This window comes from Thalassotalea agariperforans (genome assembly GCF_053470345.1).
On the sequence record NZ_JBQMWH010000006.1, the window covers coordinates 158841 to 182846 of the forward strand.

At 36.8% G+C, this 24006-nt stretch carries 20 protein-coding genes; 2 read left to right on the forward strand and 18 right to left on the reverse strand.

The annotated features are described in order from the left end of the window. The first annotated feature begins 380 nt into the window (after positions 1-380). Positions 381-2363, forward strand: a complete 1983-nt coding sequence (locus ACSLUO_RS10415) for a glycoside hydrolase family 127 protein (protein ID WP_448248470.1) — start codon at positions 381-383, stop codon at positions 2361-2363. 386 nt (positions 2364-2749) lie between these two features. Then, the gene (locus ACSLUO_RS10420; protein WP_448248471.1) at positions 2750-2890 is read left to right on the forward strand and encodes a hypothetical protein; all 141 of its coding nucleotides are present in this window, start codon (positions 2750-2752) and stop codon (positions 2888-2890) included. A gap of 164 nt (positions 2891-3054) precedes the next feature. Here the strand turns inward: ACSLUO_RS10420 and ACSLUO_RS10425 are convergent, their stop codons facing one another. From ACSLUO_RS10425 to ACSLUO_RS10510, 18 genes are all read right to left on the reverse strand, one after another. Beyond that, a complete protein-coding gene (locus tag ACSLUO_RS10425) occupies positions 3055-3687 on the reverse strand; it encodes a 2-dehydro-3-deoxy-6-phosphogalactonate aldolase (RefSeq protein ID WP_448248472.1) in 633 nt (210 codons plus the stop codon). Next, positions 3677-4603: a 2-dehydro-3-deoxygalactonokinase gene (locus tag ACSLUO_RS10430; protein WP_448248473.1), complete on the reverse strand. Its 927-nt coding sequence runs from the start codon at positions 4601-4603 to the stop codon at positions 3677-3679. The genes ACSLUO_RS10425 and ACSLUO_RS10430 overlap by 11 nt, the downstream gene beginning before the upstream one ends. Positions 4604-4631: 28 nt before the next feature. Next, positions 4632-6197 carry an MFS transporter gene (locus tag ACSLUO_RS10435; RefSeq protein WP_448248474.1) on the reverse strand — a complete coding sequence of 522 codons (1566 nt, stop codon included), beginning with the start codon at positions 6195-6197 and terminating at the stop codon, positions 4632-4634. Between the two features lie 405 nt (positions 6198-6602). Then, a complete protein-coding gene (locus ACSLUO_RS10440) occupies positions 6603-8822 on the reverse strand; it encodes a xanthine dehydrogenase family protein molybdopterin-binding subunit (protein WP_448248475.1) in 2220 nt (739 codons plus the stop codon). A gap of 1 nt (position 8823) precedes the next feature. After that, on the reverse strand, positions 8824-9285 hold the full coding sequence (locus ACSLUO_RS10445) for a (2Fe-2S)-binding protein (protein WP_448248516.1): 462 nt from the start codon (positions 9283-9285) through the stop codon (positions 8824-8826). 248 nt (positions 9286-9533) lie between these two features. Then, positions 9534-10595, reverse strand: coding sequence for a family 16 glycosylhydrolase (locus ACSLUO_RS10450; protein WP_448248476.1), 1062 nt, complete (start codon positions 10593-10595; stop codon positions 9534-9536). A gap of 610 nt (positions 10596-11205) precedes the next feature. After that, positions 11206-11661: a DMT family transporter gene (locus ACSLUO_RS10455; RefSeq protein ID WP_448248477.1), complete on the reverse strand. Its 456-nt coding sequence runs from the start codon at positions 11659-11661 to the stop codon at positions 11206-11208. Positions 11662-11795: 134 nt separating this feature from the next. Further along, entirely contained in the window at positions 11796-12041 is a 246-nt protein-coding gene (locus tag ACSLUO_RS10460) for a hypothetical protein (RefSeq protein ID WP_448248478.1), read from the reverse strand. Between the two features lie 153 nt (positions 12042-12194). Further along, positions 12195-12494: a type II toxin-antitoxin system RelE/ParE family toxin gene (locus ACSLUO_RS10465; protein WP_448248479.1), complete on the reverse strand. Its 300-nt coding sequence runs from the start codon at positions 12492-12494 to the stop codon at positions 12195-12197. Further along, positions 12482-12739 carry a type II toxin-antitoxin system Phd/YefM family antitoxin gene (locus ACSLUO_RS10470; protein ID WP_448248480.1) on the reverse strand — a complete coding sequence of 86 codons (258 nt, stop codon included), beginning with the start codon at positions 12737-12739 and terminating at the stop codon, positions 12482-12484. Before ACSLUO_RS10470 ends, ACSLUO_RS10465 begins: the two co-directional genes overlap by 13 nt. 180 nt (positions 12740-12919) lie before the next feature. Further along, positions 12920-14956, reverse strand: coding sequence for a methyl-accepting chemotaxis protein (locus ACSLUO_RS10475; protein WP_448248481.1), 2037 nt, complete (start codon positions 14954-14956; stop codon positions 12920-12922). 484 nt (positions 14957-15440) lie between these two features. Beyond that, the gene (aldA, locus tag ACSLUO_RS10480; RefSeq protein WP_448248482.1) at positions 15441-16907 is read right to left on the reverse strand and encodes an aldehyde dehydrogenase; all 1467 of its coding nucleotides are present in this window, start codon (positions 16905-16907) and stop codon (positions 15441-15443) included. Positions 16908-16912: 5 nt separating this feature from the next. Then, a complete protein-coding gene (locus tag ACSLUO_RS10485; RefSeq protein ID WP_448248517.1) occupies positions 16913-17677 on the reverse strand; it encodes a 2,5-didehydro-3-deoxy-L-galactonate 5-reductase in 765 nt (254 codons plus the stop codon). A 24-nt stretch (positions 17678-17701) separates the two neighbouring features. Next, positions 17702-18724 carry a zinc-dependent alcohol dehydrogenase gene (locus tag ACSLUO_RS10490; protein WP_448248483.1) on the reverse strand — a complete coding sequence of 341 codons (1023 nt, stop codon included), beginning with the start codon at positions 18722-18724 and terminating at the stop codon, positions 17702-17704. Positions 18725-18733: 9 nt separating this feature from the next. Continuing rightward, entirely contained in the window at positions 18734-19846 is a 1113-nt protein-coding gene (locus ACSLUO_RS10495; protein ID WP_448248484.1) for a mandelate racemase/muconate lactonizing enzyme family protein, read from the reverse strand. Between the two features lie 180 nt (positions 19847-20026). After that, on the reverse strand, positions 20027-21301 hold the full coding sequence (locus ACSLUO_RS10500; protein ID WP_448248485.1) for a glycoside hydrolase family 117 protein: 1275 nt from the start codon (positions 21299-21301) through the stop codon (positions 20027-20029). Positions 21302-21413: 112 nt separating this feature from the next. Further along, the gene (locus tag ACSLUO_RS10505) at positions 21414-22544 is read right to left on the reverse strand and encodes an aldose epimerase family protein (RefSeq protein WP_448248486.1); all 1131 of its coding nucleotides are present in this window, start codon (positions 22542-22544) and stop codon (positions 21414-21416) included. 365 nt (positions 22545-22909) lie between these two features. Further along, positions 22910-23521 carry a putative glycoside hydrolase gene (locus ACSLUO_RS10510; RefSeq protein ID WP_448248487.1) on the reverse strand — a complete coding sequence of 204 codons (612 nt, stop codon included), beginning with the start codon at positions 23519-23521 and terminating at the stop codon, positions 22910-22912. Positions 23522-24006 lie beyond the last annotated feature (485 nt).

Sequence of the window (24006 nt, forward strand, 5' to 3'; positions counted from 1 at the left end):
TAAATACGTTAAATAAGCTTGGAACTTTATCTAAATATACCTGTATTTACCGCCATTAACTCCAAGTAATAAAACAATAAAAACAATGACTAAAGTAAAGTTTAGGTAAATAGTTTAAAATTTTTTCACTTTAAACTATACATAACATCAATTTAAACATATTATGTTTACTATAAGGTAGTGTAATGACTGTATTCATTTAACCTGAGTTTTAGCTCAGTAATGATTTTAATATCAACGAAAACAATAATTGATAATAAACAGCTAAATACATAAGCCTATACTATTTAAAGTTCTAGAATTAAATACACAAATTAATTTTGGCCTTTGCTTTGAAAAGCGTAATTAACGGCCTAAGAAGATAACAAAGAGGTAAAATCATGAGTACAAACCATGTACAAGATAAAGCAATTTTGGCTAATTCTGAAAGCCCACATGTAAAGTTACGCGCGATAAACTTTGGTGATTGTCAATGGACTACCGGTTTTTGGGCTGATAAAACCAAAAAAGCCATTGATGTAATGATCCCGTACATGGGTGACGTTTTATGTGGTGACGTTGGTCATGCCTTAAATAACTTTAAAATAGCCGCCGGCTTAAAAGAAGGTAAACACCAAGGGATGTATTGGCATGACGGTGACTTCTACAAGTTTATGGAAGCGAAAATATACGCTTACGGCTTATCAAAAAACGAATCACTATTAAAAGAGCTTGATGAATACATCGAGATCATTGGTAAAGCACAAGAGCCTGATGGTTATTTACAGACTCAAATTCAGTTAGATCCAGAAGCTGATCGCTACGAAAACCGTAAGTATCACGAAATGTACAACACAGGTCATTTATTAATTACTGCTTGTGCGCATTACCGTATGACCGGTCAACGTAATTTTCTAGATATTGCAATTAAACACGCTGAATTGCTATATACAATTTTCTTCCCTGATACTAAGCACTACCGTCGTTTTGGTTTTAACCAAACACAAATTATGGGCTTAGTTGAACTTTACCGTACAATTGGTGAAGCTAAATACTTAAAACTAGCGCAAAAGTTTATTGACCGCCGTGGTACTTATGACATCGTGCACGACTCAACCACTGTTGGTTACCCGATTGGTGATATGGTACAAGAACGTACCCCATTACGTGAAGCAACTGATCCTGTTGGCCATGCTGTACTTGCTTTATATTATTATGCTGGTGCTGCAGACGTGTATGCTGAAACCGGTGAAAAAGCATTAATAACCGCTTTAGAGCGTTTATGGGAAAGCGTAACGCAGAAGAAAATGTACGCAACTGGTGCTGTTGGTCAAACTCACTATGGTGCTTCAGCTAACCGCGATATGATCGAAGAAGGCTTTATCGACGATTACATGATGCCTAACCTAACCGCATACAATGAAACTTGCGCAAACTTATGTAACGCTATGTTTAGTTTTAGAATGTTAGGTATTAATGGTGAAGCTAAATATGCTGATATCATTGAATTGGTTATGCACAATAGTGGGTTATCAGGCATTAGTATTGAAGGTAAAGATTATTTTTATGCTAACCCATTAAGAATGCTTCACAATACACGTGACTATGACGCACATGCTGACGTAACTGAAACGCCTAATCGTGAAGGATATTTAGCGTGTTTTTGTTGTCCTCCTAACCTTGTTCGTACTATTTCTAACCTTTCAGGTTGGGCATACAGCTTAGCTGACAACGGCGTTCATGTTAATTTATATGGTAGTAATAACTTAGCCACCACAATGCGTGATGGCTCAGCAATTAAACTAAGCCAAGACACTGAATACCCATGGAAAGGTTTAGTAAAATTAACCGTTGAAGAATGTAAAGCTGATGCTTTTGATATTGCTTTACGTGTACCAGGTTGGGCAACAGGTGCCACCATCACGATTAATGGTGAAGATGCTGGTGTTGATGCAGAACCTGCAACATACGCTATTCTTAACCGCGAATGGAAAGCCGGTGATGTGATCATTATCGATATTCCAATGGAAGCGACCTTTATTGAAGGTAATCCACGTATTGAAGAAGTACGTAACCAAGTTGCTATTAAACGTGGTCCTGTTGTGTACTGTGTTGAAACACCTGACTTACCGCAAGGCTCAAGTGTTTTAGATGTGTACGTTAAAGGTGATTCAGCTTTAGAAGTAGACTACCGCCCTGAATTTTTAGGTGGCACTACCATTATTAAAGCGGATGCTTTATTACGCCCGGTTAAAACAGATAAAATGTATAACGCAGTTAAAAAACCAGATTGGCAAGAATATAAGGCTGATTTAGTTCCTTATTATGCTTGGAGTAACCGTGGTTTAGCTGAAATGACGGTATTTATGCCCGTTGTTTGGTAATTAACCCTTGTTATCTTGATAAAAAACCGCTTAACCGCGGTTTTTTTATACCCTTTATCTGGTTCATTAACGGAGTATAGGGTTTATACCAATAGAATAAATTGATACCCACAACAGGGTGGTAGTCAATGTTCAATAACAAGACAAAATTGTTTAGGTTTAGTGACTAAATTTAACGATATTAGTGAGCTTTGAGCAAGCTCCCAAGTGCTAGTATCAAATAAAAAGTACAGTGGACACAGTCTAATTCTTTTAACTACCTCAGTTAATTAATACCAAGTTTATACGGAATGGTATTAATATGTTAACTTTTACTTATAACTAGGGTCTGTTGATCTTTGTTTATATTTTCAGCAATAGGCTATTTTAAGTGATAGCAAAGCATAATGAACGTTGTTTGCTTATTCCAAATGCGTGAATTCCAAATGAGTGAAATTCTAATGCAGCTAGCGCAGAAAATAGCCATTGCCCTGTGGGCTGAGGCTAAAATCGCTTTACTCGGCGTTAAAAATTATTGGTTTAGATGACTAAACGACATAATTTCAGCCTTGATTAAAGCGATTTTATCTCTCAGCTGAATTATTAAACAAAGATAAACAGACCCTAGGAAAAACGGCCAAAAAAAGCGGTGATCATAAAATATGACCACCACTTAAGGGGAAAAATGATCTTTCAGATCACTGAAAATTCATTAACAAGCCGCTAACGCTTTGACAAACGCTTTTGCGTTACTGCGAACGTCGTCGTCTGACATGTTGGCTTTATACAAAGAAGAACCTAAACCAAAGCCTTGTGCTCCGGCATCAGTATATGGCTTCATACTTTCAACTGTTGGGTTAATGCCGCCAACAGGGAAACACAAAGTTGCTGGTGGTAAAACTGACTTTAATGCTTTGAAGCCATCTAAACCTAACGCAGTTACTGGAAATATTTTAATGCCCGTTGCGCCTGCAGCTAATGCATTAAACGCTTCAGTTGGTGTTACTACGCCAGGAAAGGTAGCACAGCCCGCGGCAACCGATAATTTAATAACGTCTTGATTCATATTTGGAGTCACAACTAAATTAGCGCCCGTATCAATTACAGCTTGGGCTTCTTCAAGATTAGTTACTGTACCTGCACCAATGTAATAATTTTCACCAAAGCGCTCCACTAAGCGCTTGATGCTAACTAAAGCATCAGGACTATTTAAAGGCACTTCAATCATAGTGAAGCCTTCTTCAATTAAAATCTCGGCAATGCGAATTACATCATCAGGTAAGACACCACGAATAATTGCAATTAAAGGAAATTGCTCAGCTAAATTAAATGTTTTATTGTTCATTGCTTAAACCTGTAATTAAATTTTCCATTCCAGCGAGAAAACATTCATCGCCATTAAGATAGTTTGCTTTAATGCCTAAACTTTCACAGGCAACCTGATAACGTGCACACAATTTTTGACCACCTATTAAGGTAACTTCATCTGCTTTTGCCGCTGATTTAAGTTCATTACCAATTAATAGCCCAGACAAATAATCAAAAACCTCTGATTCAGCAATGTTGTTAAATAAACGGTGGGTGCGAGCACTAAACAGTGTACTGGTTAACTTATCGGTTTGACCCGCTTTAACCCCTTTTATAAAACCGGTATTGCTGTTAATTTGCTCAGGTAAACCTCGCCCTAAAATGGTATGTTGTGAAATAACCGAAAAAAGTTCGCCAGTCATAAATGATGAAAACTCAGTTAATTGCCCATTTTTAATCACGGCGTGTTTACTATGGGTACCAGGTAAAATGGCATGAAGATTATTATTTTCAATTTTTTGCAGCGCACCAAAAATTTGTACTTCTTCACCACGCATAACGTCGTAACAATCAAATTCTGCTTTATGACTTACGCCAGGTATAATAGTCGCTTTAGCTCCCCATGGCAGTTCAAAACAATGCACATGTTTAGCTAACGTTTTGCTGGTGACCTTGTCAGCAATATTGGTTGCAACATAATCAACATTCACCCAACCTTGTTGCGAACCAACCATGCCAGCCATATAAATGGGTAAACTTTCATATCCTTCTGCCCAACCACTAAGCACTTGTTGTAACTCTTTGGCAAACTCACCTTCTTTCACTTGTAACAAGCCTAACGCTAAGGTTTTTTCTTTTACCACTTGGCCGTGTTCATTCATAGCAAAAGCACGAAAGTTAGAGGTGCCCCAATCAATAATCAGGTGGCTTAAACTTGTATTTTCTGTCTTCATAATACTCTCTTGTGAAACAATCGTGTGATTAAGCTTTTACTAAGTCTTTTTCAATGTCTTCAATGGTTTTACCTTTGGTTTCAGGCAAAATAAAATACATGATGACTAAGCCGACTAAACCAATAAAGGCGTACATTAAAAAGACATTAGCCGCGCCAAAATTACTCAAACTCCAAGGGAATAATTCACTGATCGCCCAAGATGACAAAGTTTGTACTAAGGCAGCAAAAGGTAAAGCAACACTGCGAACGTTATTTGGGAATATTTCCGAGAATACCACCCATAAAATAGGGCCTATCGACATGTTAAAAGCAGCTAACATGGCAAATATACCAAATAGGATCAGTAACGGTTTAATACCTTGAATGGTTTGGTTAATAATAGCGCCTGTAACAAGGGGTAAATCTTTTTTATTAAATAAATTGGCGAGTTCAGCTTTTAAAGCAACATCATTGTCAAAAGTTTGCCCTACTAAGCCACCAAGTTGTGTTAGGTCAACCTGTTCGTTACTTAATTGTGCTTGAATTTTCTCAATAGCAACTTGGTCAAAAACATAAGTTGTATCTTTAAAGCCTAACCAACTTGCGCTGTGTGCTGCTACCACTAAGATCAAACCCGCAATAGTTAAAAAACGTCTTCCAAGTTTTTCCACGGTAAAAATAGCAATAAATACCGCCGATAAATTAACAATCCCCATGATCACGGTTTGCATAAATGAATCTTGTGTACTCATGCCCACTTGTTCAAACACCATCGGAGCGAACGACAATATAGCGTTCATTCCCGTACCACCTTGAACAATGGCATAAACAATGGCGACCCAAAGAACAAAGCGCATTCTTTTATGAAATAAGTTTTTTAACTGAGTTAAAGTGTCCGTTTTGGTTTCATGATGAAAACTTTCTTTTACGTCAGTAATAAAGCTTTCAATTTCAGCAACCGGCATAATTTTTTCAAGAATTTTTTTGGCTTCAATATCACGACCTTTTTTAAGTAACCAACGCGGTGACTCAGGTACTGAAAGCAATAACACTCCCCAAACAAAGTTAGCAATCAGTTCGGCACCTAGCATATACCGCCAAACATTTTCACTGTTTAAAAAGGTGATATCATCAAGATACTTGATTAAGAAGTAGTTAACTACCGACGCGAGTAAAATGCCTAAGGCAATCATCAGTTGATTAACTGAAACAAATTTACCCCGTAGTTTGGCAGGGGCAATTTCACCTATATACATAGCTGAAACTGTAATTGAAGCAAATGCTGCTCCGCCAATAAAGCGCCCTACAACTAACATTTCATAGTTAACGGCAAAAGCGGATAATAAAGAAGAGGCAGAGTAAGCCAATGCAATTGCAATTAGAATACGCTTACGACCAAAACGCTCACATAAGGTACCAATAAAAAATAAGGCACAAACAACACCTAAAAAGCCAATACCAACTACACGGCCAATTTGGCCATCAGTCAGCTCAAATAACGAACTAATATAGCGAATTGCGCCTGAAATATTCATTAAATCTAAACCAAACACAAAACCACCAAAGGCGGCGATCAGTGAAAATTTAGTGACATTTGAATTATTCGTTGCCATGGTTTTTCCCTATTTTCTAATGCTGTTATTAAAAACAGTCATAGGATTAATTAAAAAAATTGCAGTGCTAAAAACTTTCATTCTTTCACTGCAAAAAGGAGATTCTTATTGTACCTTTAGGCTAGTTGCCATGATTAATGTTTACTTTTAGCTTTACTTCGTTTGTCTTAATCAACTAATTCTTTTGTCTTACGAAAAAAGCAAAATATTAATAACAACAATATAAACATATGATGTTTATAAATCAATAACTATTTATTAACCACATAGGTAAAATAGCGCATAACTAGGCTACAAGCCTGATATCACTTGAAAATAAACAGTAAATTGGGTTTGAAGGTAAATATAGTAACGAAAGATGTTCTCTAGCTAATAACGTTAGCTATCAGCTAGAGATTTTAAGCTTTAAACCGTTTGTGGTTTAAATGGCATATTACGATAACGCTTACCTGAAGCGGCGTAGATAGCATTACTCAACGCTGGAGCAAATGGTCCAACACCTGGTTCACCTAAGCCAGTCGCAGGCTCATCGGAATCAATAGCATGTACTCGAACATTTGGCATATCGTTAATCCTTAACACAGGGTAATCATGAAAATTTGAATTAACAACCGCCCCTTCTCTAAAGGTAATTTCAGTATATAGAGCTAAGCCCATCCCCATCACCACGGCTCCTTCCATTTGTGCTTTAGCGCCATCAAGGTTTAACACTTGGCCACAATCAATTGCCGCATCCACATTTAATACTTTAATTTCATCGCCAGTAACTTTTACGTGTACTGCCATTGCCACAAATGAATCAAAACTATAGTGTACCGCGATCCCTATTCCCTCGCCCTCGGGCAATGTTTTACCATAACCAGATTTTTCAGCTGCTATAGCAAGAACTGCTTTTGAACGTTGGCATATTTTTTTATGTTTAGGGTTTTTATTCGCATCATACAACTGATTAAGCATTTCAAACGTAGATTTACCTGCTTTAATCGCTAGTTCATCAGCAAAAACACCGTAAGAAAAACCTAAGAATACAGCATAAACCGCACGATACCAGCCAATACGAGTATGTGCTGGTGCTTCACCACTTTCACTTCTAAAGTTTTTAATAAAAAACGGGTGCGGATTAACATCTTTAAATGCCGATTTAGGTGCACTTGTTAAATTTGGATTAAATAAGGTATTGATTGATGGAAAAGCAAGCCGGTGCAACCAACCTGTAACATTACCTTTATCATCTAATGAGGCTTCGATATGCTGGGCACTAATCGAATGATAAAAGCCAGTACGCATGTCTTCTTCACGTGTCCAAATAAGCTGTACTGGTGCTTTGATAGTATTTGAGATCACCGCAGCTTCATGAACATAATCACATTTAAATTTGCGGCCAAAAGCACCACCAGAAATCATCACATGTACGGTAATGTCTTTTGGTTTTCGTCCTAAATAATTTGCTAAAACACGTTGAATATCGGCAGGGCTTTGTGTTGACGCCCACACTTCACAGCTGGTGTCTGTAACCGAAACAACACTCGCATTGGGTTCCATGGGTGCATGACACAAATGACCACCGGTATATGTAGCTTTTACTGTTTTTTCAGCTGTTTCAAAAGCTTTATTAAGATCGCCACGTTGGGCAATAACTTTAGCTGGTTTTTCAACATTAGCGATCAGCGTTTTAAGGTACTCTTTGGTATCGTAATCGCCATGTGGACCTTTATCCCACTCAACCTTTAATAGTTTTACCGCTTGTTGTGCTGTCCAGTTATTATCAGCAACAACCGCAACGCCACCATTCGAGCTAAAAGGCATTTTTATCGGCTTGATCTCAACAACATCAATAACTCCCTTCATCGCAAGTGCCGCTGATTTATCTAACGATTTTAATTTTCCACCATAAACAGGGCAATGAATAATAGTCGCATATTTCATACCCGGTATTTTAGTATCAACACCGTATTTCCTTTCACCTTTAACTACCATACTTAAATCATGGCGCGCTAACTCAGTACCAATATATTTAAATTGATCTTTTGTTTTAAGCTGGGGTTTTTCTGGCACCGGCATAGTTGCCGCTGTAGCAGCTAACTCACCATAAAGTAATTGTTTATTTGAGGGTTTATGATAAACAACATGGTTTTCGGCATAACATTCATTAATCGGCACTTGCCAAATTGAAGCCGCAGCAGCAACTAACATTTCTTTTGCAGCAGCGCCAGCTTCACGCATAGGCGTTAACATAACTTGCGCACTTTTTGAGCCACCAGTACCTTGCGGGCCATATTTATCAGCATCGCCATCGGCTTGTTTTACCGTAACTTTTGTCCAGTCAGCTTCCATTTCATCAGCAATTGCTGCAGTTAATGCGGTACTAATACCTTGCCCCATTTCACAGCGGCCACAATAAAGTAATAAATCACCATTAGCTGATAAATGTATAAAAGCATTAGGGTTGAATTTTTCTTTGTTAGCATCACCAGCAAAGCTCGGAATATTAACACCCAATGCTAAACCACCAGCGGCAGCTGCCATCACTTTAATAAAGCTACGACGAGAAAAACCTGAAAGGTCAGCTTCAGGTGTAGCCGTATCAGGGGACTTTGTTAAAGCATTTAAAACATGATGATCCATTTTATTTCACTTCCGTTGCTAATTCATAGGCTGCTGATTTAATGGCTTTTTTAATACGCTGATAAGTACCGCAGCGACAAATATTACCTGACATAGCGGTGTCAATTTCTTCTTCTGACGGCGTTTTATTGGTTGCTAAAAAACCAGCAGCATTCATAATTTGTCCTGCCTGACAATAGCCGCATTGAGGCACTTTATTCTCTACCCATGCTTTTTGTAATGGGTGATCACCATTCTCAGATAAGCCCTCAATTGTGGTAACCTTTTTATCAACTACGGCAGCCATTGGCATAATGCATGAGCGCATTGCGACACCATCAACCAAAACAGTACAAGCACCACACAAGCCACTACCACAACCAAATTTGGTACCGGTAAACGCTAAGTGGTCTCTTAAAAACCATAACAGGGGCATATTTTCGTCAACATCGATAGGATAATTAACATCGTTAATGGCGATCATTTTTTTCATAGTTCATCACATTGATTTATTGAGTTGTTGTTATTCTAAGCATTTTTAAAGTCAACTTTCAACATACTTCTTACCTACATAAACATATTACCTTTAATTGTTACTGTCATTAAAACATTTGTTGGTGGTTAATCATGGTAATACGCCGTTATAAATACAAAAGAGCCACTATTGTTCAAATAGTGGCTCTTTTATTTTGTTACATTAAAATTAAATAGACTAACAGCTAAATTGCATACCTATTTTTTCTGCCAAACTCTGACATATTCAATTTCAAAATCAACAACTCCATCATCTTTTTTACCTTCTGGGCTGTTTAATTCTAAATCTTCTTTACTATCTGGCACACCATGCCAAGGGAAGGTTTCTTGATCTAACCAAATACTAATAGGCTTAGTCGCAACATAACCATCATAATCAGCAGGCACATCGCGGTTTTCTCTTGCCCAAGCGGTAACTTGCTCTGCACTTACCTCAGAGAATAACTTACCATCAACATAATATTTTACGCCACTTTCATCCCATTCAAAGCCATAAACATGAAAGTCGTCTGCAACCCTAAAACCAAGATCTTTACGCTCAGTGTAGGTTGGCTTACCACGCAATACTTTATTCCAGTCACGAATAGACCACCATAATTCGCGATCTAACTTAGCTTTTCCTTCGGCTCTATGAGAACCAAACTGTTCATAGAAATCAATTTCTAACATCGGGCCCATCGCCCAAAAAGCACTTGAAACCTCAGCATCGGCTGCTTTACTTTTTATTTCTAAATAGCCGTATTTAAAGTCTCTACGTCCAATAATACAAGCCGTGGTAATGTTTTCATATTTTAAAGCATCACCAAATACGGGTTTATGGATTTTTTCTTCAAATGGGAAGTCTGGCTCCCAACGCGTTTCTAATTTCAGTTTACCATCTTCCAAACGATAGTTTCGTCCGGAGAACTGTGATGGTGCTCTGCCCTTCCATACTTTTTTATTTGGTTTATCTGGGTGTTTATAAACAGGTTTACCATTTTCAAATTTACCGACGATGTACCACTTATCTTCGTCCATCGTAGGCGCTTCAAACTCATCACTAACATCCTCATTTAATACCCAACCACTGGTATTATTAGGATCTGATAATGGTGCAACTTTCAATGGTTGTGGCACAGCAGTAACATTTTCTTCGTTGTTTGATGCTACTTGGCTATTTTCAGTAAGACCACAAGACGAAAGCCCTACAAGCAAAGCAATGGTACTTATCGTAGTAATAACTGAACCAGACTGAGCGAAAATCTGTTTTTTACTTAACATAAACATAAAACCTTATTAAACATAGTATGTATACACTATACAATAACCCTAGTATTTACAATTTAATTAGTCATTATTTGATGCCCCTTAAGGCAAGTGAACGGTTTGATATAAACTAACATATTGATGTTATTAACTTTTTAATAAATAAAGTTGAAATCAGCTTACTTGGCAATTAGCGATAAAGCCAAACTACAACTAAGGCAATGTCATCACAAATAGCATCTGCTAATGCTGCAATAAAACGATGTAGAGGTGTTTAATCAAATTACGTACTGTAAAAAGTTGTATTCAACATTAGAGGAATTCCAAAAAACTGAGCGAATAAATTACTCGAACAATGAACGAAGTTACAAGGCAAAATACGCTGTTTTCTCTGCTGGGAACATTTCTTGATGGAAAGCCTATACGGGCTAAAAATAATTTCGCTGAAGCCTTAACTGACAGTCACCAATCAAAAAAGGGTAACTGTCAGAGCAAACCTAGGCTTGTAAAGATTGCATAAAGTCGAGCAAGTAACATTAGATCAATCAACTTTTATTTTGATTAACTCTAACCGCATTTAGCTTATATTTAGATGCATTGAACCACATAGCCTGTTGTTATTTGGCTATTTTTTAGCGACTAAAAACATACCGACAATTAGAAATATTGCGCCCAAAACACGATTAAATGTAATTTCAATTTTAGGGTAACCTAACCAACCATTTTGATCTAATGCTAATGATGCAATAACTTGCCCGCACACTATTGAAATAGCCAAAACTAAAGCACCAAGTTTAGGCGCTAAAAATATAGACATAGCAATATTAAATGCACCCAAAAAACCGCCTAACCACGCCCACCAAGGTATTGTTGCTAATGCGTTAGGTTTAAACCAAGAATCTCCTTGAATTAAAGCAATAATACCAAGAACAATGGTGCCAATAAGAAATGAGATAAATGCCGCTTGTATAGGGTTACTTAATGCCAACCTAAGCTGAGAATTGACTCCTGCCTGTGAAGCCAACGAAAAACCAATTAAGATACTAATTGGTAAAAGAATATATATCCCTAAATTACTCAATTGATAAAAACTCCTCGTTTGCATTATGCTTAACACATAACACCACATTACGCGGCTAAATAACAGTTCGTTAAAATAAGTAACACCGGAGCAAAAGCCAAGCGTTTAACCTTCTTTTAAGTAACTTGTCGATGCTAGTTCTGCTCCTTGTCATCATTATCAAAGAATATATCAAATAACAGAGTGCTAAATTTCCTTGAATCTTTACGATTTTGTGCTGCTATTTTTCGATGCTGTTCAGCAACTTCAGACTGACCTATAGATTCATAATATTTGCCAGCCTTTACATTGTTATCAGCACTCCTTTCTAACGCTGATGAAGTTGCACAACCATTTAGTGCAATGAGGAAGATAAACACAGTGGTGTATTTAATTGGCATTTCATGCTCCATTGAGAAAATATTTGTAGCAGGGATCCCCCTGCTAAATAACGCTTTGCTAATCGGCAAAGTACCGTTTGCTTAAATTGGCGAGGTATTAGCCGACCAACGATATTTTGCCCTGTTGCAGTTCAAACTTGATACTAAGCTTATTTACCTCTGTAGAATAAATCTACGTAGATCTCGTTCTTGCCGAAAAACATGCAAAATAAAAACTTTGTCACTATCAACTTTATAGAAAATACGACAAGGATTAACATTAACTTCGAGGTAATTTAAGTTAAGTAACTCGTTCGGTCTATTACCTGATTCAAGGTGACTTACTAACCTTGATATTTTATCGTTAACTTTGTGAACCAACTTTCTAGCCGCAGGTATATTATTTAAAGCAATGTATTCAGCTATATCATTTAAATCATCAAGGGCTGGAGATGTCCATACTACTTCAGCCATTTGCTCATTTTCTCTTTCGCATCTTGATTTGAAAATGTATTACTATTTTTAATGGCTTGCTCACCGCGCGCTACCCCTTCAAGAATAGCCATTCGCTGTTGCATAAACTCATAATCATCGACATCAACTAAATAATCAGATGGTTGCCCATGTTCCGTAATTAACACTGGTTTTTTGGAAGTATGGAGATCTGCCAAAATTTTAGTCGCTTGACGTTTAAGTGTTGTCACGAGTTCAATTCTCATGATAAACCTATTTAGAACAAAACAAAGTGTCACTATAGTATCGCACGAACTCGAAGTTACAACTATAGGGCTCACGCATCGTTAAGAAGCAAAAGCCAAGCGTTTAACCTTCTTTTAAGTAACTTGTCGATGCTAGTTTTCTAGCGACTACTTAGTTGTAAAGGAGTGTTCACTTAAAAATTAAAGTTTAAATTCATGAATAAGTTCATTTAAACGATCTCCAGTGTCTCCAATTTCACGAGCTTTATTAACTGTATTTGAGGTTTGATGCGTTATATTATCGCTATCTCCTTTGATAGTTAAAATTCGCTGGTTGATTTCATTAGAGACACTACTTTGTTCCTCTGAAGCTGTAGCGATTTGAATTGTCATTTGGGTTACGTTATCTAGTTCGATTTTAATACTTTCAAATGCTTCAACACTCTTAATAACGCTTTCAACAGCATGCTTACCTTCATTTTGTAAGCTATTCATGCTCTGCACTGCTGATACAGCACCCTGCTGTAGAGTTTCTATTTGTTGGTGAATTTGTTCAGTTGATTCTCTAGTTCTTGAAGCAAGGCTTCTGACTTCATCCGCAACAACGGAGAACCCTCTTCCTTGCTCGCCAGCTCTTGCCGCTTCAATTGCTGCGTTCAAAGCCAAGAGGTTTGTTTGCTCAGCAATACCTTGAATAACATTTAATATACTACCAATTTGCTCTGTGTCTTCATTTAAACGCTCAATAAGTATTGCTGTGCTGCCAACTTCTTCGGTAAGTTGTTCCATCACTTTTTTACTGTCTTTCGCATTTTCAGCACTTGATATCGATAATTCAAACGTTTTTTGCACACTGTCAGAAGTCATGGTCGCCATATTAGCAACCTCTTCAATTGTGGTCGTCATTTGATTGATTGCTACAGATATACTGTCTGTTGAAGATTGCTGGCTAGTCAGCAAATCAGATGTATCAGCCATAGATTGGCTAACAATTTGACTTGCACTTTGTATATGGCCTGTTTCATCTTGAACGCCTAATAAAGTTTTTCTAAAGCTTAATATTAATGTGTTGAAAGCTTTGCTAAGTTCAGATAATTCATCATCACCCTGTTCATTAAGCTTAGTCGACATATCCTTTTGTGTGGCAAGTTCGGTAAAAAGCTGAACCATACGTTTTAAAGGTTTTACTATACTGTTTGCTACCAGATATGAAATCAGGCCAATAATGACTAAAACCACTGATAAAAGTATAATTGTATTAATTACTTGAAATTTCGCTTCACTAATAAGGTTATCTTTTGTTTCAATGATTTGAGAAAGCACTTGCTCCATCATCTTATCGTAGAGTTGGACGACGCTATTGTTTATTTGATTCCAATCAACAGCTTCTTGCAAAGGTATTTTTTTATTTACATTTTGATATATGTTTGCTCTGACTTGAAGCGCAATATCGTCCCATGTTTTGTAATCAGGATGATTTATCATCTCTTGAAAAGAAATTTTAGATTCATTCGTTGCAAAGCTATTAAATAGCTCATGTGCTCTGCTCACAGACGTTGCACCACGAAAAATTTCTCCAAATATGTACACGTCTATTTGCTTATTGATTGATGTATAAGCGTACGCATTATGGAAAGAAGTTTCAGCCAGCGCAAAAACCAAATTGAAGTATGCATTCGACATTCTACTAAGCGTTTCGTTGTGACTAGAGATAACCGCTATTTCATTTAGGGTTAATACGAGCTTTCTGGCAGTGAGGTTAAACTGCCACATAACATGCGTTATTTTACCTTGTTCATCATGGGTGTGACTTTTATTTTCAGCCCCTTTTCGCACATACTCTAAGGTATCTAACATAGATTTTACTTGTTTTATTTGGCTCGATAAAACTTCAAATCGAGCCAGTTTATCTGAATTAGAATTGATGAAATTGGAATAATCTGCCTGAGCTTTAAGTGCTCTTTTATTATAAATTTGCATTTTTTTAAAGCTATCTTCTACATCGTTATCAAGGCTATCGATATATTGACGACTGTAATAAGCTTCGTTTAAAAGTGTTGATATAAATGGATAGGTTACATTTCCATATTTTAAGACAATTTCCAGCTGATGAATTTTTTCTTGTTGAGCATATGCTTGTTCAAGTTTTTCTAATGCGAACATCACTGTAACCACAAGTGGTAATATGGAAAGGATTATCATTCGCGTTTTAATTTTAAATTTATTTAGAATTTGCATTACTGAACCGTTATATAAAAGGAAAGGTCATTCAATCAATATAGTATATTTTTCGATTAAAGCTGTTACTTTATGTCAAAAAAATATGAAAGATAAAAGCAGTAAGATCATGTACCTATAGGAAAAAATTAAAAGTTCTATGTGCCATATTATGTGTTGTTACTATTAGGGTTATCACACTTAATGGTTCGGTAGACGTAACTTCTACTTGTTACTATCGTCCTATGTTTAACTAAATAATTTAAACTAGCTAAAGTCACAAACTCTTTTAGAGTAAAACAAATTGAGTGGGATACGTTTAAACTTATCTATAATTTATTTAGCGAAAACTTCAGAGTAATTATTTAATAGTCTAATACTTTAAACCTTTTTTGAAATATGAGCACATAATAGATTACAGGCCAAAAAAAGCAGTCATTAGATAAACCAATGACTGCATAAAAAAACTGGAGACGGGAAAACCCCAGTTACTTGGTACTAAAATCTATTTAGTTTCTTTCAAATAAACCGTTTTCTTTTCAAGGTATTGCTCAAGACCAAACTTACCGTCTTCGCCACCAAAACCACTTTGTTTCCAGCCATTGTGGAAACCTTGGTGTTGCTCACCCATACCACGGTTAACGTATACTTCACCCACTTCTAAATCATTAATCGCTTTGTTAATGTCAAAGAAGTTTTGCGTGTAAATGTAAGCACTTAAACCGTAAATACTGTCGTTACAGTATTCAATGGCTTGGTCCATATCTTTTACTTTAATGATAGGTAAAACCGGGCCAAAGGTTTCTTCGTGTACAGCAATATTGTCTTGTGCCACATCAACTAATAAGGTTGGTTCATACCAACAACCACCTTCATAGCCAGTTACTGTAGCGGTTTTACCGCCGGTCGCAACAGTAGCACCTTGTTTGATACTTTCTTGTACGATGTGATCAATGTTTTCAATTTCACGTTGGTTACATTTTGGTCCCATTTGTGTTTCAGGGTCCATTGGATCACCAACTTTAAGCGCTTTAACGGCTGGTACAAATTTGTCCATGAATTTTTCATAAACACTTTCTTGTACGTATAAACGTTCAACACAGGTACATACTTGACCACAGTTAGCAAAACGTCCCCATAAGGCACCTTCTACAGCCGCATCTAAGTCTGCATCTTCCATAACAACCATTGGCGCTTTACCACCAAGCTCTAACATAACTGGTGTCATGTATTCTGCTGATGTTTTGTAAATTTGCTTACCGGCTTTAGTTGAGCCTGTCATGGTGATCATTTTCGTGATCGGGCTTTCACATAATGCTTGGCCAACAACTGAACCTGAACCATTAATTACGTTCAATACACCTGCAGGAATACCTGCTTCGTTAGCTAAACGACCTAATTCGGTAGTTGCTAAAGGTGTTTCTTGTGTTGGTTTTAAAACAATACTATTACCTGTGATCAACGCAGGACCAATTTTACGACCAGCAAGTGCTAATGGAAAATTCCAAGCCGTAATACCAACAACTACACCACGTGGTACTTTATGAATGTAAATTTTCTCATCTTCGTTATCTGACGGAAGAATATCACCTTCAATCGTTAAGGCATTATCACACGCGTAATCAATAAAAGTGGCTGTTACATCAACTTCCATTTCAGCTACAGATAATAATTTACCTTGTTCTGCCACTAACATTGGCGCAAGAATAGCTTTGTTTTCACGAATTTTGTTCGCAAAGTTACGCAAAATATTTTGACGTGTACGTGCCGTTAATTTTGCCCATTTTTTTTGCGCGGCATCGGCAGTTTCTAAAGCTAATTGTGCGTCTTCGGCACAGCCTTTAGGAATAACACCGATAACTTCACCCGTCGAAGGGCTTAAAATATCAATTTCACCGTCAACTTTTGATGAAATATATTCACCATTAATAAAGTTTACGTTGTTTTTAAAATTAAGGTTTTGAACTGTCATTGAGATTATCTCCCCATCCAGCCGCCATCTACCAATAAGATAGCGCCATTAACATAACTTGCAGCTTCAGAAGCTAAAAACACTGCAGGCCCTTTAAAGTCTTCTGGATTACCCCAGCGACCTTGTGGAATTCGGCCTAAAATAGCTGCGTTGCGCTCGGCATCGTTGCGAAGTGCTTCTGTGTTATCTGTATCAATGTAGCCTGGTGCAATAGCATTAACGTTAACACCTTTACCAGCCCACTCATTAGAAAGAGCCATCACTAATTGACCAATAGCGCCTTTACTTGCCGCATAGCCAGGTACAGTAATACCACCTTGGAAAGTAAGTAATGAAGCAGTGAAAATAATTTTACCGCTACCACGATTAACCATTTCTTTACCAATTTCACGGCTAAGAACAAATTGAGAATTTAAGTTAACGTCAATTACCTTATCCCATAAGTCGTCACCATGTTCAGCAGCTGGAGCACGTAAAATGGTACCGGCATTGTTCACTAAAATATCAATTTTAGGGAAGTCAGCTTTAACTTCTTTAATGAAAGCATAAAGTGATTCACGATCACCAAAATCACATTGATAACCTTTAAAGTTTTTGCCTAACGCTTTAACTTCTTTTTCAACGTCTGAACCTTCAAGTTCTAAACTTGCTGATACACCAATAATGTCAGCACCAGCTTCCGCTAAACCCAACGCGATACCTTTACCAATACCACGTTTACAGCCAGTTACTAATGCAACTTTACCTTCTAAACTAAATTTTTCTAACATGTTATTCATTGATTCAAACCTTAATTATTCTGCGCCACATGAAACAAGTGCTTTCATGCCTTCTGGGTTACCATCCATATTGGCAAATGCTTGACCAATATTACTTAACTCGCTCACTGAACTGATAAACGGTTGTACATCAATTTGACCTTTAGCGATTAAATCAATTGCCCAGTCAAAATCTTCAGCTTCATAAACACGAGCGCCTAATAACTCTAGCTCTTTCCAGAAAAATTGGAATAAATCTATTTCAGGTTTTTGTGAATGAATAGCAACCATCACAATACGACCACGACGACCAGCAATTTGCGTCATTGCATCAATAGCAGGTTTTACACCAGATACTTCAAAAACAACATCTGCGCCTTTGGTACCTGTCCATTCATCAACATAAGCGGCTAAATCTGTTTCAATTGGGTTAACTGATTTAACACCTAATTCATCGGCAAAGGCACGACGAGATTCGTTTGGCTCTGAAACCAATACTTCAGCACCAACACTTTTTGCTACCGCTGCTACTAATTGACCAATTGGACCACCGCCTAAAACTACCGCTTTTTCGCCCGCTTTCAAACGTGAACGACGAATATCATGACAAGCAACAGATAATGGCTCAATTAATGCGCCTTGTTGCAAATTAACATTCGCTGGTAATTTATGTAAAGTACGTGCTTTAACCGTCCAAGAGCTTTGGAAAGCACCAGGAGTGTCAATACCCATAAATTTTAAATTTTGACAAATATGAGTGAAACCAGATTTACAGGTTGGACATTCACCACACCAATCTAATGGACGAACAACTACTTTTTCGCCAACAGTAAAGTTTGTAACACCTTCACCAATTTCAGCAACAACACCTGAAATTTCATGACCAATAGTTGCTGGTGGGTTAACACGAGCATCCATGACACCATGATAAATATGCATGTCTGTACCACAAATACCAACATAGCCAACGTTCAATCTAACTTCGCCTGCTTGTGGAGCGATAGCTTGGCTTTCAACAAGTTGAAAAGATTTATTACCAATATATTGTGCTGCTTTCATTGTCTTGCCTTATGATTTTTTAATTAAGTGTGGAGATAAAAGTGCGTCATCAAAAACGACACCTGTACCTGCTACATCGGGTGCTATCGCTCTGCCATTTTCATCTAATTGCAGAGGATATTTTGTGTATTGATCAATTGGGAACGAATGTACTTCCAAATACCCTGCATGCGGCTGCGATGCTAGTAGCGAAACATGCAATTCATGCATACCGTGACTACATAAAGGTAAGTTATTTTCTTTTGCTAACTTAGCAACGCGTAAGAAACCTGTAATACCACCAATGTTTGACGCATCTGGTTGTAAAAAGCTTAAGTTTGCTTGCGCAATGGCATAACCAAACTCATGCAAAGTGTGTAGGTTTTCACCCATTGCTAAAGGAATATTGATATTCTTTGAAATTTCAGCAAAACCTAAATAATCATCAGGAATGGTTGGTTCTTCAAACCAGCTAATATCGTATTGTTCAATTGCTTTACCAAAGGTGATCGCTTCATCAACTGACAATGAATAATTAGCATCAACCATAAAGGTAATATCAGAACCGATCAGTTCACGAACTGCGGCAACACGTTCAACGTCTTCAAGGTAGTTTTCTTTACCAACTTTAATTTTTACTGCTTTAAAGCCGTTATCTAAGTAACCTTGAATATTGTTTAGTAATTTTTCTTGAGAGAAATTAAGGTCAATACCACCAGCATAACAAGCTGTTGTATTATTAGCGCCACCGGCAACTTTCCATAAAGGTAAGTTTTCACGCTTACAGCGGATATCCCAAAGGGCAATATCAACAGCTGACATAGCAAAACTTACTAGCCCGCCACGACCAACATAGTGAAGGTGCCATTCCATCTCATCCCAAATTTCTTCAATTTGGTTAGCATCTTGACCCATGATCATTGGTTTGTATTCATCAACTAATAATGAATATATGGCACGTCCGCCTTTACCACCTGTATAGGTATAACCAACACCTTCGGTGCCATCGTTACAACGAACTTTACAAACAACCAATTCAAAATGTGTGTGGTCGCCATGTTTAGCATCGGTTAGCACTTCAGCTAATGGCACTTGGTAATATTCTACGTCTACGGCGCTTATGATGTTTGCATTATCATCCATCGAACTACTCTCTCAAATAATTTATTGTTAACAATTTACACTTTATTGTCGTTTAAGTAAAGTTTTATTATTGATATTTTTTTAAAGTAAAAAGTAATAACCGTTGAAGGTGCTAACTATCCGCGAATGATTTCTAATTACCATTTGAAATTGCTTTATGATTAATCAAATCTAAACAAGCTAATTTTGTTCACTTTGTTTCAACCTATTATTTTCTTTAGCAATATTTTTTAACTGCTGTTGGGATAAGCCCCGTCGGTAATGTTCTTGTGCTGAAAACTTAATGTAGTGCTTTTTCATGTACGGATCATGATGGTCAAGACTTAAATCACAATCAAAACGTGTTAAAACAGAATGGTTTTTAGAATAGTCTCCACCATGAGCGGTAAAGTGTGATAAACCCCAAGTGATACCTCGACCATATTTTGTATCAGTAAACGCATCTGCGACAAAAGGGCCTGCCGCCACTGGCATTAATTCAGTGTGAGCTTGTACTTCAAAATTCACCCAATCTTTGGCGTATTGGATCGTGTTTTTTTCAGTACCATCTTTGATCACTAGCGCAGCCACTCCTTCCTTAAATGGAAATAAGGTTGTTTCATGGCCTGAGTTGATTACAGGATTTAGTGGGTGTTTTTTGAAAGGACCAAGTGGATGATCAGCCGTTACTAAACCTTGCATTCTTACTTGTGAAGGATTGACGTCACCACGTTCATCAAAATCAGATTTGTAATAAATGTAAACTTTACCGTTGTGAACTAAAGGGTAAGGATCATGTACTGAATATTGATCCCACTCACCAGGTTTACCATTATCAATGACAACTTTATTATATGGGATCCAAGGACCATCAGGTGAATCAGCATACGATACGGCAACGGGGCAATCGTCGCCACGTGTACCACTTGCCTGATTAAACGCCTGATAATACAAATAATATTTACCCTGCCATTTTAAAATATCGGTCGTGGTTACAGAGCGCCAACCTAATTGAGGTTTTGGTGGACGAGGTACCGCTACCCCCTGCTCTTGCCAAGTAAAACCATCTTCTGAGGTGGCATACCATATTTCTGATAAATCCCAGTCACTCGAAGCTACGGTGTCTGTTGCTAAATGCGCACGGCCTAAGCCAACGGGCGGTGTTTTGGTATGTCGGTATGTGTACCAAACATAATATTTACCATTTTCAAAAATAATCTTTGATGGATCGCGTCGTGAGATGGTGCCATCACCATTATTGTAGTCAAAACCTTTTAATTTTGTGTATTTGAATTGACTATATAACTCGTTTAATTCAGGTCGTATCGAGTCGTATTCATTATAATTACGCTTAATTGCTTGGCTTAAAGGTTGGTTAGGCGCTTGCTCAGGAATAGAAAAAGGAAATGCTTTTTCTGCATTCGCCTGATAAACGAGGCCTAAATAGATAAAAAAGAATAAGATTGATTTGTTCACAAGATCACCTTTATTAAGAATTAATGCCCCAACATGCAAGATATTGGGACATGAGCAAACCTAAAACAAAATAGCTGCAAGAGGTTTGCCTGCTCAGTAAATTGTTTAACAACTACCAACTAAATTTAAAAACGGTAGTTTCATCATAAATATCACCCGCTTTTAAATAGGTTCGCGGTGAGTTTGGAATATTTGTGCCATTGGGATATTTAGAGGTTTCAAAACAAAAAGCTTTAAATTGGCCGTATTTCAGGCCATTTTCGCGGGCAAGATTGTTTGATGTATATCGGCCGGTATAAAATAAGGCACCGGGTTCTGTTGTTGAAATAGCTAACTTTCTACCTGAATGCGGCTCACTTATGTTAGCTACTTCAATTAAATTTCCTTGCGGATTATTAAATAGGTAATAGTGCTCAAAGCCATTCGGTAACTTACTAAATGCCTTTGCTAACGGCTTACTTTTATTAAAATCCGTTGCTGTCCCTTTTACAGATGATGCCTTACCATCAGGAATATTAGTGTCAGCATTTGGTGTTAAATAAGCTTGACTGTTAATTTGCACAACATGATCCAATACGTTTTCTTTAAAACCATTTAAATTAAAGTAAGCATGATGAGTAAGTGACACAGGTGTGTTTTTATCGGTTGTTGCTAAATAACGAACTTTTAATTCATTATCATTAGTTAACTTATATTCAACAGCAACATTAAGGGTACCTGGGTAACCTTCTTGTCCGTCAGGGCTGGTGTAAGTTAATTTAAGTACCGCGGCATCATTTTCTTGATACGTTTTTGCAATTGTCCAAACATGTTTGTCAAAACCTACGGTACCGCCATGTAAATGGTCACTGCCCGCATTTTGTGAAAGTTGATAACTATTGCCGTCAAGGTTAAATTTTCCATTATGAGTAAATGAGGCATAACGACCAATAACACCGCCAAAATATGGATTATTCTGTTGATACTCGTCAGAAAAATAACTAGATAACTGATTAAATCCTGCGGTAATTTCAGCATTATGGCCATGTTTATCAGGAACCATCAATGATGTCATGGTTGCACCATAATTTGTGATTTTAACCTGCATCCCCATGTCGTTTTTTAAAGTAACTAACTTGATAGATTGCCCATCATGTTTACCGAAATCTGCACTAACAATTGATATTGCATTAGCAACATTAAATAATGCTGAACTAAATAGTGTTATTAATAAAATACACTGTTTTCTCTGAAACATTTTCATCTTAATACCTTTATTGAAATAACGGTTTATCACTATGGTAATTAAATGCCAGCTTACAAATTAAGTTAAAGCCGCCCGAAATACTGGCTTATAAAATCATCAATGATTGATAGCATGGTTTCTTAAATTAATTTTTGTAAACAATTGACCATTTAAAAATAGTACTCGAAATATAAAAATATATCCAATAAATATATATTAAATATGAGTTTATGTTTTCTTATTTAAAAATTATGTTTTTGATGAAAGCAAAGATAAGAATTGACGTGATATCAATTAAATACAATAGATAAAGGTGATAGTAGAAGTTGTAGCCAACCGAACGTTGTTATCGTTGGCTACGCCATAAAATGTCAATAGGCTACTTATTGACAGCCGGTTTTGCCTTCAGGCATAGCTGTTAAACCAATATTGGCAATTTCAATTTCTAATTTACCTTGAGTAGCAATACTCAGAATTGAGGTAATATTTTTGTAATCAAAATCAGTACCTTGGGTTGTTTGACTAAAACAAGCCAGCGGAATTGGCAATGAAAACCATTCATCCTTAGGTAACTGTTTTAACACTTGTTTTAACGGGAACTTACTCTGACAAGTATTATTATTATAATTACATTGCATCGCTAGATGTGTTGCTTCATTAGGGGAGCGATTAATTTTAATATCAAAAGTAATTGCAGCTTTGTCTTTAACTGACGATAAATCTATTTTATTTTTTGTTAGCGTAAAGCTTGAATCATATAAAATGTTTCCGCCCCACTGACCTTTAACTTTTTTCCCCTTCCATTTCAGCAGTAAAGCATCACCTTCTTTATTTTTTTTACTTGCCGATACGGTTAAATTTTTTCTTTCAGTTTCAGCACTTTGATCTTTTACTGGCACAGACCAGTTTAATGCATTACCTATGGTTGCCTGCCATGGGGCAACCGGCTTTCCTTCTGAAACATAAGTGACCAGAGGGTCTTGTTGAGCCGTCACATTAAAGCTCAAGACTAAAGCACTGGACGCGCAAATGTTGATTATAGATTTTAAAAAGCGTTGATTTATTATCATTATTAACTCCTACTAGCTTTTCTACACTTGCTTAACGCCTTTTGTTTGCTAAAGACTTTTTCAGTGTATCAAGTCATATTTATTGCGAATTCACAGCTATAAAATAGCTAAATTCGTATGTAAAACATTAACACCATATATTAATAAGACAAAAAATTAAATATTGAAACTAAATTAATATCTGGATTTGTACAGGTAACACAGCCGTGATTTTTTTGTAAGCTATTGTTATTAAATTGTTAATTTTTAAAAACCACCACATATATCTTTTATTGAATTTTTATAAGAAATATATAACAAATCATTATAAACATTCTCATTTTAAAATTAATAATTCGATGATATTGTTTTATTAATAAAAACACAAATTTAAATACAAAAACAACAAAATAATAAAACAATAAGGGAAA

Bases quoted from the DNA above. Each gene is read 5' to 3' on its own strand.
- ACSLUO_RS10430 (WP_448248473.1), bottom strand. From the start codon at position 4,603: ATGAAGACAGAAAATACAAGTTTAAGCCACCTGATTATTGATTGGGGC.
- aldA (WP_448248482.1), bottom strand. From the start codon at position 16,907: ATGACAGTTCAAAACCTTAATTTTAAAAACAACGTAAACTTTATTAAT.
- ACSLUO_RS10450 (WP_448248476.1), bottom strand. From the start codon at position 10,595: ATGTTAAGTAAAAAACAGATTTTCGCTCAGTCTGGTTCAGTTATTACT.
- ACSLUO_RS10445 (WP_448248516.1), bottom strand. From the start codon at position 9,285: ATGATCGCCATTAACGATGTTAATTATCCTATCGATGTTGACGAAAAT.
- ACSLUO_RS10475 (WP_448248481.1), bottom strand. From the start codon at position 14,956: ATGCAAATTCTAAATAAATTTAAAATTAAAACGCGAATGATAATCCTT.
- ACSLUO_RS10460 (WP_448248478.1), bottom strand. From the start codon at position 12,041: ATGCCAATTAAATACACCACTGTGTTTATCTTCCTCATTGCACTAAAT.
- ACSLUO_RS10465 (WP_448248479.1), bottom strand. From the start codon at position 12,494: ATGGCTGAAGTAGTATGGACATCTCCAGCCCTTGATGATTTAAATGAT.
- ACSLUO_RS10505 (WP_448248486.1), bottom strand. From the start codon at position 22,544: ATGAAAATGTTTCAGAGAAAACAGTGTATTTTATTAATAACACTATTT.
- ACSLUO_RS10420 (WP_448248471.1), top strand. From the start codon at position 2,750: ATGAACGTTGTTTGCTTATTCCAAATGCGTGAATTCCAAATGAGTGAA.
- ACSLUO_RS10415 (WP_448248470.1), top strand. From the start codon at position 381: ATGAGTACAAACCATGTACAAGATAAAGCAATTTTGGCTAATTCTGAA.
- ACSLUO_RS10435 (WP_448248474.1), bottom strand. From the start codon at position 6,197: ATGGCAACGAATAATTCAAATGTCACTAAATTTTCACTGATCGCCGCC.
- ACSLUO_RS10485 (WP_448248517.1), bottom strand. From the start codon at position 17,677: ATGTTAGAAAAATTTAGTTTAGAAGGTAAAGTTGCATTAGTAACTGGC.
- ACSLUO_RS10495 (WP_448248484.1), bottom strand. From the start codon at position 19,846: ATGGATGATAATGCAAACATCATAAGCGCCGTAGACGTAGAATATTAC.
- ACSLUO_RS10490 (WP_448248483.1), bottom strand. From the start codon at position 18,724: ATGAAAGCAGCACAATATATTGGTAATAAATCTTTTCAACTTGTTGAA.
- ACSLUO_RS10425 (WP_448248472.1), bottom strand. From the start codon at position 3,687: ATGAACAATAAAACATTTAATTTAGCTGAGCAATTTCCTTTAATTGCA.
- ACSLUO_RS10440 (WP_448248475.1), bottom strand. From the start codon at position 8,822: ATGGATCATCATGTTTTAAATGCTTTAACAAAGTCCCCTGATACGGCT.
- ACSLUO_RS10470 (WP_448248480.1), bottom strand. From the start codon at position 12,739: ATGAGAATTGAACTCGTGACAACACTTAAACGTCAAGCGACTAAAATT.